Here is a 17,229-nt window from a genome sequence, read left to right as displayed (position 1 = left end):
TTGTACCTCGCTATTCATCAGAGAATACAAGTTTCAGAAGGGGATTTTTTATGATAGTAAGTTACTTGCTGACTGTTGAGAACCCCAACTCCTTCAACCCTTTCTGCACATCCGGATGACTCATGAAGAGCTTCCACAGCAGTCCCGACCGATAATTCTCGAGCATGACGGCTATCGGGCCCTGGTCAATGGCGAGGTAGCGCTGCGGATACCAGTTGTCCGTTTCGCTGAAAGCATCGTAGAAGCCATAGGGGCCGAAGACCTTATCTCCCATCTCGTAGAGGTGACGCATCACTTGCAACGACTGTTCCGGGGTATAGACGATGGATGACAAGGCGGCAGTTGGAGAGATGACTCCCTGGTCGTCGCGTTCGTTGGGAGCGTGGGCGGCATATCCGTTGACGGAGTAGCTGGCTGTCAGTCCCCAGCAGTCGGGCCCGAAACCTTTGTAGTGCTTGGGGTTGCGGACACAGTAGGCACGGTTCACAAGCGTCAGGTTACGCATCTCGTCGAAGTAGTTGGCGCAGTATTCATCCTTCAGCCCGATGGGGTCGAGGCCGAGAAACGAGTATTGTGCCCAGAAGAGCGGTCCGGCTTCTGTGCCTTGATAGCGCAGATGCAACTCGATATTCTCCACTTTATGAGGGTCTACAATGGCCCCGTTCTGCGCCCAGCCCTCGTGATAGACTGCTGCAGGCACGCCGTGGGTAGGCGAGGCGGCGGCAAGGATATACATGATGAGGCATTCGTTGTAACCGTGTACGGGAAAGTTCATTTCCCAACCGTATTCCGGACTCCAGTGCCAATAGAGCACGTTCTGGCCGTTCTGGCGGTAGAAGTTCCAGTCCACTTCGCGCCACAACTTGTCGATGCGGGCGGCGAGGGCTTGCTCGGCGGGCGAACCGTCGATGTAGTACTGGTGGACGGAGAGCAGCGCCTGCATGATGAAGGCTGTTTCTACCAGGTCGCCGCCATTGTCTTTCTGCCCGAAGGGTTTCACCTTGCCCGTATCGCCATACCACCAGTGCGGGTAGGCACCGTGGAAACGGTCGGCGGTTTCGAGGAAGGAGACGATTTTCTCCATTCGTTCCAGCCCTTCCTGGCGGGTGACATAGCCGCGGTCTATACCGGCAAGTATGGCCATGATGCCGAAGCCGCTTCCGCCGGACGTGATTACGTTCTGGTCGTTCTCCGGATAGACACCGTCCATGTGGATGCGTTCGCGTGCCAGTCCGCTGTTGGGCTCGGCACCTTCCCAGAAGTAGTTGAAGGTACGGCGCTGTACGGTGTCCATCAGGGCATCGTCGCTCAGCCGGTCTTCTTTGGCGGCGGGGCTTTTGCATTGCGTGAAACCGAGCAACAGCAGGAACAATAATAAACAGTATTGTATTTTCATTGTACCAATGCTTACTTGTTTTTTTATCATTTACTTATCTATATTCATTGCACGGTCAATTCAACAAGTATAGGACAGTGGTCGGAAAGGTAGCTGTTCTCCGGTTTGTCTTGGATAACGCGGTAGCGGTCTATCTTTGCGCCTTTGGTCACGAAGACATAGTCCAGCAGTACGCGTTCCTCCACCGGCAGACGGCCGAAGTCATGGAAAGACCAGGACGGACCGTAGGTGACGGCAGCTGTCTTTGCGGCATTTTCCATTCCTCCCTTTTCCAGCGTTTGCAGAGGTTCTTCACCGGGCGTACAGTTAAAGTCACCAGTGATGATGGCGGGCATGTCCGGTGCTATCTCCTTGATTTTGTCGAGAATGAGTTGCACGCCCTCTTTGCGGGCTGTCTTTCCGTCGTTGTCCAGATGGGTGTTGAAATATACAAACTTTTGTCCGTTGTTCTTTTCCTGCAGTATCGCCCAGGTGGTGACACGGTTGTAGGAAGCGTCCCAGCCCTTGATGCCGATAGTTTCGGGTTGCTCGCTGAGGGAGAAATTACCGTATTCCACCAGTGTAAATCGGTCGGTCCGGAAGAATATCGGGCAGTATTCGCCTGCTTCCTTGCCGTCGTCGCGCCCCACACCGAGTGCTGTGTATTGCGGCAGCCCGCGTTTTAGGTCTTCCATTTGGTTGTGAAGCACTTCCTGCATGCCCAGCAAGTCGGGGCTGTAGTAGGCTATCATACGGCAGGCGTCACCCTTGCGGTAATTCCAGTTGTTTACACTGTCCGAAGGAATATCCAGGCGGACATTGAACGTCATCACTTCCAGCGGCTGTCCGTTCTGTGCGGAGGGCTGGCTCTTGCAGCTGCCAAGGAGCAGAATGCTGCAAAAACAAAGGAGTAAAGTAGTATATCTCATGTTTTCTTGTTTTTAGAGTGCAATATTAAATATTTTATTTTATTTCAGTGTCAGTCGGGCTGTCTTTTCTGCCTGGCTGCTGCCACCTATCATCACATCGAAATCTCCCGGCTCGGCCACGTGGTTGAGGTCGTAGTCGTAGAAGCGGAGCAGCTCAGGGGTAATCTTGAAGGATACGGTCTTGCTTTCGCCCGCTTTCAGGAACACCTTTTCAAAGCCTTTCAGCTCGCGTACGGGGCGGGTAATGCTGCCTACGAGGTCGCGGATATAGAGCTGCACGACTTCTGCGCCGTCACGCTTGCCGGTATTGGTCACGGTGACTACGGCAGTGGTGGAGCCATTTTGTCCCATGACCGGGGTACTGAGGGCGATGTCGCTGTACTGGAAAGTGGTGTATGAGAGTCCGTATCCGAAGGGATACAGCGGTTCATTGTCCACATCCAGATAGTTGCTGCGGAACTTCTCGAACCAATTGCCGGCAGCCAGCGGGCGACCGGTATTCTTGTGGTTATAGAATAAAGGTATCTGCCCCACGTTCTTCGGGAAAGTCATGGTCAGCTTACCGCTTGGGTTCACGTCGCCGAACAGTACGTCGCCGATGGCGTATGCCGCTTCACTGCCACCGAACCATACGTTCAAGATGGCGGGCACATGTTCCTGCTCCCAGGTGAGCGTCAGCGGCCGGCCGGTGAAGAGGGTTAGTACAACGGGCTTTCCGGTCTTCAGCAAGGCCTCCAGCAGGGTGCGTTGCACGTCGGGGATGTCGAGGTCGGTACGGCTCGAGCTTTCACCGCTCATTTCGGAAGACTCGCCCAGGGCGGCTACAATCACGTCGGCACCGGAGGCCACCTTCAAAGCTTCGTCCAGCAGTTCCTTATCCGTACGGTTGTCCCGGCCCAGCGATCGGCCGAATAGGGTGGCGCGTTCCTCGTAGGCTACATCACCGATGAGGTTGCTGCCTTTGGCGTAGGTGATGTTCACCCGGCCGGCTGTCATTTCTTTCAATCCTTCGTACAGAGAGGGATAGTCGTCCAGGCGTGCGGCAACGCTCCAGGTGCCGGGCATGTTGCTGCGGGTATTGCCCAGGGGGCCGATGACGGCGACGGTGCCTTGCTTCTCTAAGGGAAGGACGGGACGAGAAGACTGCTTGCCTTGTCCCTCAAAAGGTTCGTTCTTCAGCAGTACAAAGCTTTCGGCGGCAATCCGGCGTGCGGCGGCGCGGTGCTCGCGGGTGAAGATGTCGCGTGCGGGACGGCTGAGGTCGCAGTATTTGTAAGGGTCATCGAACAGCCCTAACTTGTATTTCGCTTCAAGGATGCGGCGGCAGGCTGCATCTAGTGTCTTCATGGTTATTTTGCCTTCGGTGAGCGACTTTTTCAACGTGCCCACGAAACCTTCGCTCACCATATCCATGTCCACACCGGCGTTGAGCGCACGAGCGGAAACGGTCTGCAGGTTGCCGATTCCGTGTTCCACCATTTCGGAGATACCGGTAAAGTCGGTCACCACAAAACCGTTGAAGCCCCATTGTTTGCGCAGCACGTTTGTCATCAGCCAGTGGTTGGCGGTGGCGGGCACGCCGTCCACTTCGTTGAAGGAGGCCATCACACTACCCACTCCGGCGCGGACGGCTGCTTCATAGGGGTACATGTATTCGTTGAACATGCGGTTGCGGCTCATGTCTACGGTGTTGTAGTCGCGTCCGGCTTCTCCGGCACCGTACAGTGCGAAGTGCTTGACGCATGCCATGATTTCGTCGTTCCGTGTCAGTTGGTCGTTCAGGTCTTTTCCCTGATACCCCAACACCATGGCGCGGGCGATGGCGCCTCCGAGGAACGGGTCTTCGCCCGAACCTTCGGATACACGTCCCCAGCGCGGGTCACGGCTGATGTCCACCATCGGGCTGAAGGTCCATGAGATGCCGTCGGCACTGGCTTCGATGGCGGCGATGCGGGCAGACTGCCCGATGGCTGCCATGTCCCACGTGCAGGAGAGGCCGAGGGGGATGGGGAAGATGGTCTCATAGCCATGTATCACATCCATGCCGAACAGCAGGGGGATGCCCAGGCGGGAGTTCTCTACGGCCAGTTTCTGTACGTCGCGTATCTTGGCCACTCCTTTCAGATTGAAAAGCCCTCCCACGAGCCCCTGCTCAATCTTCTTGGCCACGTCGCTGCTCTTTGCCTGACCGGTGGTGATTTCTCCGGTCACGGGCAGGTTGAGCTGGCCGATTTTCTCTTCCACAGTCATCCGGCGCATCAGTGCGTCGATGAAGCGGTCCATGTCCTGCGGAGACTTCTGCGCCTGCACGGTGACGCCTATTAAAGCGGTCGCGAGCAGCAGACTTGTTCTCTTGAAAATTTTCTTCATATTCATATTGAATTAATTGTTTGTAAGTATGTTCCCTTCATTGTTTTTAGATTGCCGTAACTCTATTGCAGTGGCGCTATGACTTCTTTGCAACGGTGCTGCAATTTCTCTGCAGTGATACTGCAAACGATTTGCAGTGCTACTGCAACACTTTTGCAGTGCCACTGCAAAAAGTTTGCAGCTCTTTGCAGTAGCAATGCTTTGATTGAAAGCAAGTTATGAAATAGACCTTTTGCCATTGATTGGGTCGGCTGTTTCCTTTGGCCGGGTATCAATAGTCGGGGTTCTGCACCAGTACTCCGTTCGATTTGTCTATCTCTGTCTGGGGCAGAGGCAGCAGCGCATTCTTGTCCTGGTAATTCTTTCCGGCAGCTTGCAGCACTTCTTTGGCAATGCCCCAGCGCACGAGGTCGTAGAAGCGGTCGGGTTCCAGTGCCAGCTCTACGCGGCGTTCGTGGCGAATGGCGTCACGCAGCACAGACTGGCTGGCAGATTCTACCTTCGGAAGCACGTCTGCCAGTGTGCCGCGGGCATGGGCGCGTACTTGTTCCAGATACCCGGCGGCTTCGCCCGTCAGCCCTTTCTCGTTGGCGGCTTCGGCAGCCATCAGCAGCACGTCCGGGTAGCGGATGAGGCGGATGTTTACCCAGAAACCCATGCGGGTGTACTTGCGGCGCAGTGTCGGGTCCGTGTAGGCCTTCTTGTTGAAGTAGGCACCCATGGCGGTGGATACGGGTGACTCGCCATAAGGCTGGTTGGTATTCTCCGGTGTGATGGGCTCGTCCGTGCTGCGGCGGAAGTAGAGCAATGTGGCGTTCCGGCGCGGGTCGCCCGGTTCAAAAGCTTCTCCCATCAGTTTGGTGGCCATGTGCCAGCCCCATCCCAGGTCCCACTCGCCGGCTCCGCGCACCCCTTGCACCTGGCAGAACTGGCTGCCGATGCTGGCGTCCTCTTTCATGGCATCGGTGGCTTCGCATTGCAGTTCGAAGATGCTCTCACCGCAATTCTCCCCTTCTACGGTGAAGACTTTGTCGACCGGTGTATTCAGGTTGTAGATGCCCGATTTTATCACTTCGGTGGAGGCTGTGTACATATTGTCCCAATCGTTCCGCATCATATAGGTGCGTGCGTGCAGGGAGCGTGCGGCGCCCCAGGTCAGCCGTCCCGTGTAGTCGCTGTCCCACCGCAGGGGCAGGCATTCTTCGGCTTCGGTCAGGTCTTTGTCAATCTGTTCGTATATCTTTTCCGCCGTGGTCTTGGGCACGTTGGCATCGGAGGCTTCCACTACCTTGATGGTGACCAGCGGCACTTCGCCAAAGGCGCGTACCAGGTTGAAGTAGCACCAGGCACGGAAGAAGAGCGCTTCGCCACGGTTGCGGATGGCTTCGGTGTCGTCCTTGTGTCCGCTCTTCTCAATGTCGTCCAGGATTTCGTTGCACTGGTAGATGATTTTGTAGTTCTGTCCCCAATAGGCACTCAGAGGGCCGTTGGAGGCAGTGTATTCGAAGTCGTCCCACATGGCGGCCTCGTTGCTGCCGTCGCCGGCGTCACTGCCTTTCTCGGAGTCCTCGCTGCGCACCATGTGCACCATAAAAGCAGGAATACCGGCAGTGATGTCGTACGAGCGCATCAGGTAGTAGACGTTGAATATCTTCCCGCCTACAAGGGCGTTGGGAGAGTCATCTTCCGTGAACTGCCCCAGCGGATCGCGGTCCAGGAAGTCGTTGCAGGATGTCAGTGAGAGGGCTGTTGCACCCACCAGCAATGTAAATATGTATTTTATCAGTTTCATAAATTTATATTTTTCATTCCCCGTTCCCTTTGAAGGAGTCGGGGGAGGTTTGAAGTTACTCTTTTTTAGGGGAGAGGCTTTTAGAACGTCAGATTAAATCCGAACGTATAAATCGCCGGCATCGGATAACTGCCGTCGTCCACCCCGAAGGCGATGGCGCTTCCGCCCAGTTCCGGGGTATATCCGGTGTTGTGCTTCCACGTCTTCAGGTTCTGTATGTTCACGTAGAGCTTCAGCGCCTGCATGCCTATCTTCGAAATCAGCGCCTTGTCGAAGTTGTATGCCAGCGACACGTTACGGATGCGGAAGAACGAGCCGTCCTCTATGTAATACTCGGAGTTCAGGTTGTTGATGGTATGCTTGGTGTTCAGCAGCGGCTGGGTGTTGCTGGTCCCTTCACCGTGCCAGCGGTCCATGCGTTGCTCCATAAAGTTGAACTGGCTCCAGTTGTAGTTGTCCCAGGTACGGTAAATCTGATTGCCGCCTTGTCCCATCATGTCTACTGCCAGCTCCCAGTTCTTGTAGCCCAGGCCGAGCGTGAAGCCGTAGGTGACATCGGGTGTAGGATTACCAATCATCGTACGGTCTGCCGTGGTGATTTCACCGTCACCGTTCACGTCGCGGAACTTCAGGTCGCCCGGGGTGACGGTTGCCAGCGTGTTCTTGGGAGAGTGCTCAATCTCCTCCTGGGTCTGGTAGACACCTTCCACCTTGTAGCCGTAGAAGTAGCCGATGGGGTATCCGGCCATTGTGTAGCTCTGCTGCTTGTCTCCGGCTATGATGGAATAGCCTTCCTGCACGAGGCTCAGTACCTTGTTCTTGATGGTGGCAAGGTTCATCCCCACGTTGTAGTTCCAGTCGCCTATCCGGTCGCGCCAGCTTAGGGCCAGCTCTACGCCCGAATTCTCGATGGAGCCGAGGTTTCCGATACCCGGTACGGTTCCGGAGATGCCCGGCACTTCGGCCAGCAGGTCTTTGGTTTTCTTCTTGTAGTACACGCCTTCAAAGTGCAGGCGGTTGCGGAGGAAGTTGGCTTCTGCACCGGCTTCCCAGGCTTCCACCTTCTCCCAGCGCAGTTTGGGGTTGGGCAGGTAGGCAAGCTGGTAGCCCGGATAGATGGCGGACGGGGTGCCGAATACGGCGGAGTAGGCATTCGTCAGCAACGGTTCGGCGGGATAGGCGCGGTCCAGGTTCTGGTTGCCCAGTGTGCCCCATGAGCCTTTCAGTTTCAGCATATCCAGCCAGGTGATGTCCTTCATCCATGCTTCCTCGCTCATCAGCCAGCCCAGGCCGACGGAGTAGAAGTTCTGCCACTGGTTGCCGGTGTAGGAGAAGGCGGAAGAACCGTCGCGGCGGTAGGAGCCGTTGAACAGGTACTTGCCCTTGTAGTTGTAGAGCACGCGTGCCAGCACGGACACGGTGGAGCGCTCCCACTGCGTACTGCCGTTGGTGGCGGTGGCTGCGTCGCCGATACTTACGTACCATTTGTCGGGATTGTCCGGAATGACCAGGCCTACCCCTTGGGTACGGGCGCCGTTCAGATTCTCGAGCTTGTTGTAGTAGGTGGTGAAACCGGCTGTGGCCGTCACGCTGTGGTCTCCCCAGGAGTTGGTGTAGGTCAGCAGATAGTCGCTCTGTACCTTCATTTCCGTTTCTTTGGCTTGGGACACTCCGGTCTTGCCGTTGCCCAGCGTGGCTATGTCTCCCTCGACGCTTGCGTCATATACCTGGATAACCGGGGTGTATGTCCGTGTGCTGTTCGAGGCATAGTCCAGGGAGAACATGGCCTTGAACTGGAAGTGTTTCAGGAAATCCCATTGCCCGTACACGTTGCCCGAGCCACGGTAGTTCTCGGCTTTCGTGGTATTCGCCTTCAGGTCTACGTCCACCATCGGGTTGTTCATCTGTGCCTTCTGGAATCCGGGCAGTGAGGTGTAGAGGCCGTACTCGGAGTTGAATACATGCGCCACCGGAGCTGCGCGCAGGGCTGTAGCCACACTCTTCGTGTCGGCGGGCAGCATGCGTGCCCCGTTGAATTGAAAACCTACCTTGAGGTTGTCCGTCACTTTATAGTCGTTGCTGATGTTCAGCGTAATCTTGCTGTACTTCTCGTGCTTGATGTTGCCTTGTTCGTAGGCATAGCCCGCACCGAGATAGAAGCTGTTCTTGTCCGAGGCACCCGTGATGCTGATGTTGTTGTTGGTGATGAACCCAGTCTGGAAGATTTCATCCTGCCAGTTGGTGTTTCCCGTCCAGTCCGAGAAGTTGTATTCCGGGTTGCCTTCATTCCTCAACTGTTCGTTGTACAGCAGTTTGAAGCCTTCGGCATCCGTCAGTGCAATTTTGTCGGTGACGGACTTGAAACCGAACGAGCCGTTGATATTGACGCGTGTCTGTCCCTCTTTCGCCTTCTTGGTGGTGATGATAATCACGCCGTTGGCACCGCGCACACCGAAGATGGCGAGCGACGACGGGTCTTTTAGTATCTCCATGGATTCGATGTCCTGCGGATTCAGGAAGTTGATGTTGTCGTTGAACAGTCCGTCCACCACATAGAGTGGCTTGTAGCCGTTGATGGAGTTTGTTCCGCGTACACGGATTTCCGGGTCGGAGCCTGCCTTGCCGGAGTTTATCACCTGCACGCCGGCAATCTTTCCTTGCAGTGCGGATACGGGGTTGACCACCGGCTTGTTGGCGATTTCGTCGCCTTTAATGTTGGTGATGGAGCCCGTAAGGTCTCGCTTCTTGGCGCTGCCATAACCGATGACAACGGTTTCGGCCAGCATCTGCGAGTCGTCTTTCATCTGGACGTTGATTACCGACTGGCTGCCTACCTTGACAGCTTGCTTCACCATGCCTACATAGGAAAAATCCAATGTGTTCTCCGGGGTGGCCTGGATGGAGTACCGGCCGTCTATGTCGGTAATCACGCCATTGGAGGTTCCCTGCACCAATACGGTGGCACCAATCAGCGGGTCACCCAGGGCATCGGTCACGGTACCGGTTACTGTTTTCTCCTGCGCCGATGCGGCGGTACTTGCCAGCAGGCACACCGTCAGAAATAGGTTTCTCAGTCTTCCGGTTTTCTTCTTGGGAAGGTTTAGGTTCTTCTTCATTACATTGATTTTTTAGTGGATAAATCATTCAGTTTCTCCTCTGAACAATCAAAATGCAAAAAAGATTTGGTGACGGTGTTAAAAAAGGGCAGCCCGGTTTTCGCGGACTGCCCTCTTACCTAAAAGCAAAACTATACCTATTTCAACTCAAAACTCGTAGTCTTTACATCGCGGCTGTTGGGTCCAATCATTACATGGAACTCGCCGGGTTCGTATACATACTGTATGTCGTAGTTGTAGAACTTCAGCAATTCGGGGGTAATGGTGAAGGTCACCTGCTTGCTTTCGCCTTTTTTCAGGTGGATGCGCTCGAAGCCTTTCAGCTCTTTCACGGGGCGGGTAATGCTGCCCACCAAGTCGCGGATATAGAGCTGTACGATTTCATCTGCATCGTAGTTACCCGTATTGGTTACGGTTACGGAAGCGGTCAGCTTGCCGTCCGCATTCAGTTGCTTGGAGCTGAGCGTGATGTCACTGTACTGGAAGGTGGTGTAGCTCAAGCCATAGCCGAAAGGATACAGCGGGTCGTTGCTCACATCCAGGTAGTTGCTGCGGAACTTCTCGAACCATTTGCCTTCTTTCAGAGGACGGCCGGTATTCTTGTGGTTGTATGCCATAGGCAACTGGCCCACATTCTGCGGGAAAGTGGTGGTCAGCTTACCGCTGGGGCAAACGTCTCCGAACACTACGTCGGCAATGGCGTCTGCAGCTTCACTACCTCCGAACCATACATTCAAGATGGCGGGAACATTTTCATTCTCCCAAGTCAGCACTACGGGACGTCCGGAGAACAATACCAATACTACGGGTTTGCCCGTTTTCAGCAATGCTTCCAGCAGGTGGCGCTGTGCGTCCGGCATTTCCAGTTCGGAACGGCTACTGCTCTCACCACTCATCTCGGAGGACTCGCCGAGGGCGGCTACAATGACATCGGCTTGTGCGGCTACTTTCAGGGCTTCGTCCAGCAGTTCTTGGTCATTGCCACGGGGCAGTTCACGGCCGAACATCGTGGCGCGTGTCTGGTAGTCGGCATCGTACATCAGGTTGCTACCTTGTGCATAGAGAATGTTGGCCTTGGAGCCGACAGAATTCTTGAAACCTTCCAGCAGGGTGCTGTATTTGTCTGCTGTGGCTGCCACACTCCAAGTGCCCGGCATGTTGGCACGGGTGTTGGCAAGCGGGCCAATCAAGGCGATGTTGCCTTTGCGTTGCAAGGGCAGTAGGTTGTCTTGGTTCTTCAGCAGCACGAATGTCTCTGTGGCAATCTGGCGGGCAATGGAGCGGTGCTCGGGAGTGAACACTTCTTTTTCGGCACGCTTCACGTCGCAGTATTTGTACGGGTTGGCAAACAATCCCAGCTTGTATTTGGCCTCCAGGATGCGTCGACAGGCTTTGTCAATGTCGGCTTCGGTCACTTTGCCTTCTTTCAGAGACTTTTCCAGTGTGCCGATAAATCCGTCGGCTACCATGTCCATGTCTGTTCCGGCGGTCAGGGCACGTGCGGATACTTCCTGCAGGTCGCCGATTCCGTGGTCTATCATTTCGGAGATGGCTGTATAGTCTGTCACCACGAAGCCGTCGAAGCCCCATTGGTTGCGCAGTACGTCGGTCAGCAGCCAGTGGTTGGCAGTGGCGGGTACTCCGTCAATTTCATTGAAGGAGGTCATTGCGCTACCCACACCGGCTTCTACGGCAGCCTTGTAGGGAGGGAAGTATTCGTTGAACATACGGTTGCGGCTCATATCCACCGTGTTGTAGTCGCGGCCGGCTTCTCCGGCGCCATACAGTGCGAAGTGCTTTACGCAAGCCATTATCTCGTTGTTGGCACTCATATCCTTGCCCTGATAACCGCGAATCATGGCTTGTGCAATGGCTGAACCCAGGAAGGGGTCTTCACCGTTGCCTTCTGATACACGTCCCCAACGGGCATCGCGGCAGATGTCCACCATCGGGCTGAACGTCCAGCAGATACCGTCTGCACTCGACTCAATGGCGGCGATACGGGCCGATTTCTCTATAGCCTCCATGTCCCAACTGCACGAGAGTGCCAAGGGGATGGGGAATACCGTTTCGTAACCGTGAATCACGTCCATACCGAACAGCAAGGGGATGCCCAGGCGGCTGTTCTCTACGGCAAGTTTCTGCACTTCGCGGATGTTCTTCACGCCTTTCAGGTTGAACAGACCTCCGACTTCACCGTTGCGGATTTTACCGGCAACGTCGCTGCTCTTGGCTTGTCCGGTGACGATGTTTCCCGTTACCGGCAGGTTGAGCTGACCGATTTTCTCGTGCAGCGTCATTTTGCCCATCAGCTCCGTAATGAATTTATCCATCTCCTGCGGATTGCCTTGGGATGTGTTTTCTTTGGGCGTTGCCGTCACGGTGAGGGCAGAGAAAGCCAAGGCTGCTAATAATGTGTATTTCTTCATATGATATAATTTTGATTATCCCCTCCGGCACCCTGAAGGGGGAGGGGAATAGTGATATAGAAATTCAACTTAAGCTTAGCTGCTCCATCATGTCGCATACTAACTTCAATCGTAAATCGTCAAATCGTAAATCCCTAAGCCTTAAATCCCAGCTTCTGCAATCCTTCTTGAACCTCGGGACAGCTCATGAAGAGTTTCCACAACAAGCCGGAACGATAGTTCTCAATCATCGGGGCAATGGTGCATTGGTCGATGGCAAGATAGCGGGGCACCGTCCAGTCACTTCCCTCGGAGAAGGCATCGTAGAATCCGTACTTGCCCCAAATCCAGTCGCCTTTGGAATAGAAATACTTCAGTGCACGCATGGATTCCTCCGGTGTGTAGGGAAAACTGGACAAGGCTGCTGTCGGTGTGATGACACCATGGTCGTTGTCGCCCGGGCAGTGGGCTGCATAGCCTTTGGTAGAGTAGCTGGCGGTCAGTCCCCAGCAGTCCTCGCCGTAACCTTTGTATTGTTTGGGATTCTCCACGCAGTAGCGGTAGTTGGAGAGGGCATGGTTGCGCACCACGTTCCAGTAGTTGGCATAGCGGTCGCTCAGGTTGCGCGGGTCCAGACCGATGTGCGAGTATTGTGCCCAGAACAAGGGACCGCCCAGTTTCTCGGCTCCGTTGTGTTTCAATTCCAAAGGCAGGCCGTAGGGGGCAGAGTCGGACTTGATGCCGCCGCCGCGTGCCCAGCCGTTGTGGTAGGCTGAAGCCGGAACGGGATAAGTGGGGGAGGAGGCTGCGAGCACATACACAATCAATGCTTCGTTGTAGCCTTCCAGCGGGAAGTTCATTTCCCAGTTGTATTCGGGAGACCAGTGCCAGTAGATGACATCCTTGCCATTCTGATACCAGCTGAACTCCATCTCTTTCCACAATTGGTCAATCTTCTCTACCAGCGCCTTTTCCTGCTCGTTGCCGTCGCGGAAGTATTGGCGTACGCAAAGCAAGCTTTGCATCAGGAAGCAGCTTTCCACCAAGTCTCCGCCGTTATCTTTTTGTCCGAAAGGTTTCACCTTACCGGTAGGGCCGTACAACCAATGGGGCCATACGCCGTGGAAGCGGTCGGCGCGTTTCAGGTAATCGGCAATATTGGTCAGGCGCTTCACGCCTTCTTCCCTGGGGATGAAGCCGCGTTCGATGCCTACCAGCAGTCCGGCTATACCAAATCCGCTGCCGCCGGTGGTGACAACATTCTGGTCCTTTTCGGGATAATCCCCATCCAGGTGGATGCGTTCGCGTGCCAGTCCGGAGGTCGGTTCCGCACCGTCCCACATGTAGTTCAAATGTACCTTCTGGATGTAATCAAGCATTTCGTCATCCGAAGCGAATGATTCGGGACGTACTTCCTCTGTGTCGGGCTTTTCCTCTTTTCCGTTCTCTTTCCCGTTTTCCTTCAAGTCGGAAGAGCAGGATGCACAGCCCGCCAATGTGGAAATCAGGAACAAAGCCAGCACATGTATCATTATTGGTTTTTTCATATCTTTATTTCTTGTGTTTAATTTTTTGTCGTCTTGCACAATGGCGAGCGGCCGTTTTCGTTCAGCGCCTCGATAGTGAAGTAATAGTCCGTGTCCGCATCCAGTCCGCGGAAGTCATATTCCGTCTGTCCCAGTACCGTGATGGCATTGTACATCTTGCCTTCGGCGGTGCCGTAGTAGATGTTGTAGCCATAGGCGCTTGCTTCGGGTTGCCAGGAGATAAGGGCATTCCGGCGGTCTTTCCTGTCACGTTTCACAGTCAGTCCTTTCACGGCTTGCGGGACATCGCCGTCACCGTTCCCGAAGACGCGGAAGCCGGACAAGGCGACATTTCCCGTAGGCATGTGCACATTCTCGTATTTCAGATAACGGGCACGCAACGGCTCGTTGAGCTCGATGTAGTCGTGCGGACAATCCTTGTCACTGTCGCTCTTGTCTATGACCAATGTCCATTCTTTTCCGTCTTCGGAAGCAAAAATACGGTATTGGTGATAAATATCCATGGCACGGTTGTATTGAACCGCTTTATGGTCGTAGAAGTTCAACTGCACGGCACGTACATTCTTTGTGCTGCCCAGGTCTATCCCCGCCCATTCGCCAGGGTTGCCGGAACGGGCTGCCCAGTAGGTGCGCATACTTTCGTCCGTCAGGTTGGAAGCTGCATGGATGCTATCCGTAGATGATACCTCCACCGGTTTGCCGTAGGACAGAAGCATCCATCCCGTGAAACGCTCTGCAGGGTTCTTTACGTCCATCGGTTCTGCCCAGTTGGGATAATCGCCGAAGGCAGTGGACGAATACATGACACCATCCTTGTCGAAAGCCACCGGATAAAGACCGATGCGGCGTTCGAACTTGTACTTCAGGGAGAGCATGCAGGTGGCAACGTGCCAGTAATTGCCTTTCACGTCGCGAAACGTGCCTCCATGACCGGCACCTTGCACATAACCGCCCGGCTTGTAGCACATCGGGTTATGCTTCTGGTAGACAAACGGGCCCAGCGGGGAATCCGAAACATATACGCCATCGGCATAGACTTTGAATTCAGTGCCCGGAGCACCATATTGGAAATAATATTTGCCATTGTGTTTGGTCATGTAAGCGCCCTCTGTGAATGGGCGGAGTGTCACTTCATCGTCATTGTTCATGCCGAAACGTTCCCAGCCGTGTTCTTCGGGGCGGAGCATCATCACGTCGTGAATCTTGCTGATGGGATAGAAATCATTTCGGTCCAGTTCCACCGCCTTTAGCGGATATTCATTGCTGGAGCCATAATACATATACAGTCTGCCGTCATCGTCCAGAAACATGCAGGGGTCCCATGTGGGAAGCACATTCTTTTCGATGGTACGTTTGAAACGTCCCGTTTTGGGGTGTGTGCTGTACCACACGGCGAGGCCTTCGTAGGTGGAGCCGGTATAGAACAGCGTGTCACCGCTTACATAGGCTGCCGGTGCGCACTGGTCGTCGTCCGTAGGCTTGCGTTGGAAGCCGGCAGGAACGAAATCCCAATCCACCAGGTTCTTGGAATAGTGAAAACCGCCCTGGTTGGTGGAGAACAGAAAGTATTCTCCCTTGTATTCCACCGCCATCGGGTCGGCAGAGGAACGGAACGAACCGTTGGGACGCACATTGTTGTTGAAAGGCTCGAAGTTGTAACTGATGTTCATCGGATTGCAGAAGGTGCGCGACAGAGGCGCCTGTGGGTCATACCACCGGGTCGCCTGGGCGGGGCGGCGGATTGCGGTTGCCTTGTGTACCTCTTTTTCCATCACTACCTCAATATCGGTTTCATCCAGTGCCAGGATTCTGTTCACTATCTTTTTCCCGGGATAGTAGACATACAGGTGCACGTCGTTCTTCGCTCCTTTGATGGCAAAGCTGCCGTCGTGGGCAGTGGTATTGTGCATGGGACTTGCGAAGAACATGACTGTGGCGCCTGCGAGTGGCTGGCGGTTGGTGTCCAGTACGTGTCCTTTTACGATACGGTCTTGGGTTACAGTGATGTAATAGTCACTGACTTGCCCCTTCACCACTTTGATGGAATCGTCAGGGGTTGCCTTTGCCGCCAGAGCGGCAAAGGCTATTCCACAACTGATTAGGAATCTTTTTACCATATTGGAACGGATTTATTCGGCAATTCCGTCAATGGGTTCCAGCTTCAAATCAGGAAGGTCGTCCAACTGGTTGGCCGGTATGGGCCAATAAGTCTTTTCTGCTGTCCATCCTTTGGGACCGAGTACGGTGGCGGCATCGCCGGTACGCACCAAGTCCACATAACGGGCACACCATTCGCCGCAAAGCTCCATCCGGCGTTCGTCCATCACGTCTTTCAGGGTAACACCGGTTTTGGTGCTCATGCCTGCACGCCGGCGCACTTCGTTGTAGCCTGCGTCTCCATCCTTGCCCAGTCTGACTTTGGCTTCGGAGTTCATCAGCAGCACTTCGGCATAGCGGATGATACGCACATTGTTGTTGGCTCCGTAGGTCGTACGTGGAAGAGTCATCTGATTGTAGGGAAGGTAACCTTTGCCGTTCCAACAGTCGGTCTTGGTGGCCGATGTGGGACCTACCTGCCAACCCTCGCGTGTCTTGCTCAGGGCTTTCAGGAAAGAAGTCTCGGCACGCACACCTTCGCCACGGGCTTCGGCCCATGCCACGAACTCGGGTTCATAGCCTATGAAATTCCAGCCGCCTATGGACTTGGTGCCTTCGGCTTGCTTGTAGCTGATGGTACCGTCTGCGTTCACTACTTCATCATACCTCTCTGCCATGTTCGGACCCTGGAAATTGAACCATTGGTCTACGCCCAGGTAATCGCCAGAACCATTGCCGTAGTCTGTTACCTGGCATTCGAACAAAGATTCGTCACACAACTTTCCGGGAATTTTGAACAGCTGGTAGAAGTCGTCGTAGAGACGGAATCCACCGTTCTTGATGATGTCATCGGTCAGTGTCTCCACTTGTGCATAGTCTCCTTTCAGCAGATAGATGCGGGCGGCCAATGCTTGGGCGGTGAAGGCTGTCACGGCTCCCTTGTGTTCCATCTGGTTGGGACGCATGCGGGGCAGTTTGTCGATGGCGTAGTTCAAATCTTCCAGCATATAATTATATACGGCCTCTACGGTAGAACGGCGAAAATCGGTCTGCAGGTTGTCACGGTAGATGACGGTGGGACCGAAATTGGTCACCAGACAATAGTAAGCCCATGCACGGATGGTACGTACTTCGCCGCAATAGGATTCGTAGGTTTTGTAATCTTCGCTTCCTGCAGCAAGATATTCGGCATAACCGTCGAGGCTTTGCAGGGCGGCATTGGTGATGCGGATGATGTCGTAGAAGTTCATCCATACCTGGTTCAGTGCCCAGAATGAGTTGTTGTAGTTGAACTTGCGTCCGAAGGCCACGGCATCGCCCTGGTCATCGGTACGGCCCGACCACACGTCACCGTCGCGGGTGAACATCAATAGTGCGTTGCACCAGTGCATGCCCTGTGTGCGTACTTTGGAGTAGGCACCCACTACGGGTTGGTACATATTGTTCTTGTTGGTAAAGTCCACGCCTTGTTCGGGAACTTTGTTCTCCGGATCGATTTCTATGAAATCGGTGCAAGCGGTAGCTCCTCCCAGTACCATCATGGCCGGAAGTATATATGCGAATGTTTTCTTTAAGAATTTCATTGTTTTACGTTT

Annotated in this window: 9 protein-coding genes; all 9 read right to left on the bottom strand. The window is 54.4% G+C overall.

Features of this window, described 5'->3' with window-relative positions:
• Positions 1-61: 61 nt before the first annotated feature.
• Complete coding sequence (locus DW039_RS06990) at positions 62-1,396, bottom strand: glucoamylase family protein (protein WP_035447069.1); 1,335 nt, start codon at positions 1,394-1,396, stop codon at positions 62-64.
• Between the two features lie 44 nt (positions 1,397-1,440).
• Complete coding sequence (locus DW039_RS06985; protein ID WP_008662722.1) at positions 1,441-2,304, bottom strand: endonuclease/exonuclease/phosphatase family protein; 864 nt, start codon at positions 2,302-2,304, stop codon at positions 1,441-1,443.
• A gap of 39 nt (positions 2,305-2,343) precedes the next feature.
• Positions 2,344-4,674, bottom strand: a complete 2,331-nt coding sequence (gene bglX / locus DW039_RS06980) for a beta-glucosidase BglX (protein WP_057256333.1) — start codon at positions 4,672-4,674, stop codon at positions 2,344-2,346.
• A 271-nt stretch (positions 4,675-4,945) separates the two neighbouring features.
• Positions 4,946-6,466 (bottom strand): RagB/SusD family nutrient uptake outer membrane protein, encoded by a 1,521-nt coding sequence (locus DW039_RS06975; protein ID WP_009037721.1) that lies wholly within the window; start codon positions 6,464-6,466, stop codon positions 4,946-4,948.
• Positions 6,467-6,546: 80 nt separating this feature from the next.
• The gene (locus DW039_RS06970; RefSeq protein WP_057256305.1) at positions 6,547-9,582 is read right to left on the bottom strand and encodes a TonB-dependent receptor; all 3,036 of its coding nucleotides are present in this window, start codon (positions 9,580-9,582) and stop codon (positions 6,547-6,549) included.
• A 137-nt stretch (positions 9,583-9,719) separates the two neighbouring features.
• Positions 9,720-12,011: a beta-glucosidase BglX gene (gene bglX, locus DW039_RS06965; protein WP_005830329.1), complete on the bottom strand. Its 2,292-nt coding sequence runs from the start codon at positions 12,009-12,011 to the stop codon at positions 9,720-9,722.
• Between the two features lie 134 nt (positions 12,012-12,145).
• Entirely contained in the window at positions 12,146-13,537 is a 1,392-nt protein-coding gene (locus DW039_RS06960) for a glucoamylase family protein (protein ID WP_057256304.1), read from the bottom strand.
• A gap of 17 nt (positions 13,538-13,554) precedes the next feature.
• Positions 13,555-15,654, bottom strand: coding sequence for a family 43 glycosylhydrolase (locus tag DW039_RS06955; protein ID WP_057256303.1), 2,100 nt, complete (start codon positions 15,652-15,654; stop codon positions 13,555-13,557).
• Positions 15,655-15,666: 12 nt separating this feature from the next.
• Positions 15,667-17,217, bottom strand: coding sequence for a RagB/SusD family nutrient uptake outer membrane protein (locus DW039_RS06950; protein WP_005830324.1), 1,551 nt, complete (start codon positions 17,215-17,217; stop codon positions 15,667-15,669).
• Positions 17,218-17,229: the final 12 nt, after the last annotated feature.

Origin of the sequence: Bacteroides sp. AF39-16AC, from assembly GCF_003602735.1 — a bacterium.
GTDB classification, from domain to species: domain Bacteria; phylum Bacteroidota; class Bacteroidia; order Bacteroidales; family Bacteroidaceae; genus Bacteroides; species Bacteroides uniformis.
Note: the sequence above shows the minus strand (reverse complement) of the source record. Positions and strands in the feature narration are given on the sequence as shown.

What these genes read in the sequence shown, in the direction of transcription:
- DW039_RS06990 (WP_035447069.1), bottom strand. Translation starts at nt 1,396, where the DNA reads ATGAAAATACAATACTGTTTATTATTGTTCCTGCTGTTGCTCGGTTTC.
- DW039_RS06985 (WP_008662722.1), bottom strand. Translation starts at nt 2,304, where the DNA reads ATGAGATATACTACTTTACTCCTTTGTTTTTGCAGCATTCTGCTCCTT.
- bglX (WP_057256333.1), bottom strand. Translation starts at nt 4,674, where the DNA reads ATGAAGAAAATTTTCAAGAGAACAAGTCTGCTGCTCGCGACCGCTTTA.
- DW039_RS06975 (WP_009037721.1), bottom strand. Translation starts at nt 6,466, where the DNA reads ATGAAACTGATAAAATACATATTTACATTGCTGGTGGGTGCAACAGCC.
- DW039_RS06970 (WP_057256305.1), bottom strand. Translation starts at nt 9,582, where the DNA reads ATGAAGAAGAACCTAAACCTTCCCAAGAAGAAAACCGGAAGACTGAGA.
- bglX (WP_005830329.1), bottom strand. Translation starts at nt 12,011, where the DNA reads ATGAAGAAATACACATTATTAGCAGCCTTGGCTTTCTCTGCCCTCACC.
- DW039_RS06960 (WP_057256304.1), bottom strand. Translation starts at nt 13,537, where the DNA reads ATGAAAAAACCAATAATGATACATGTGCTGGCTTTGTTCCTGATTTCC.
- DW039_RS06955 (WP_057256303.1), bottom strand. Translation starts at nt 15,654, where the DNA reads ATGGTAAAAAGATTCCTAATCAGTTGTGGAATAGCCTTTGCCGCTCTG.
- DW039_RS06950 (WP_005830324.1), bottom strand. Translation starts at nt 17,217, where the DNA reads ATGAAATTCTTAAAGAAAACATTCGCATATATACTTCCGGCCATGATG.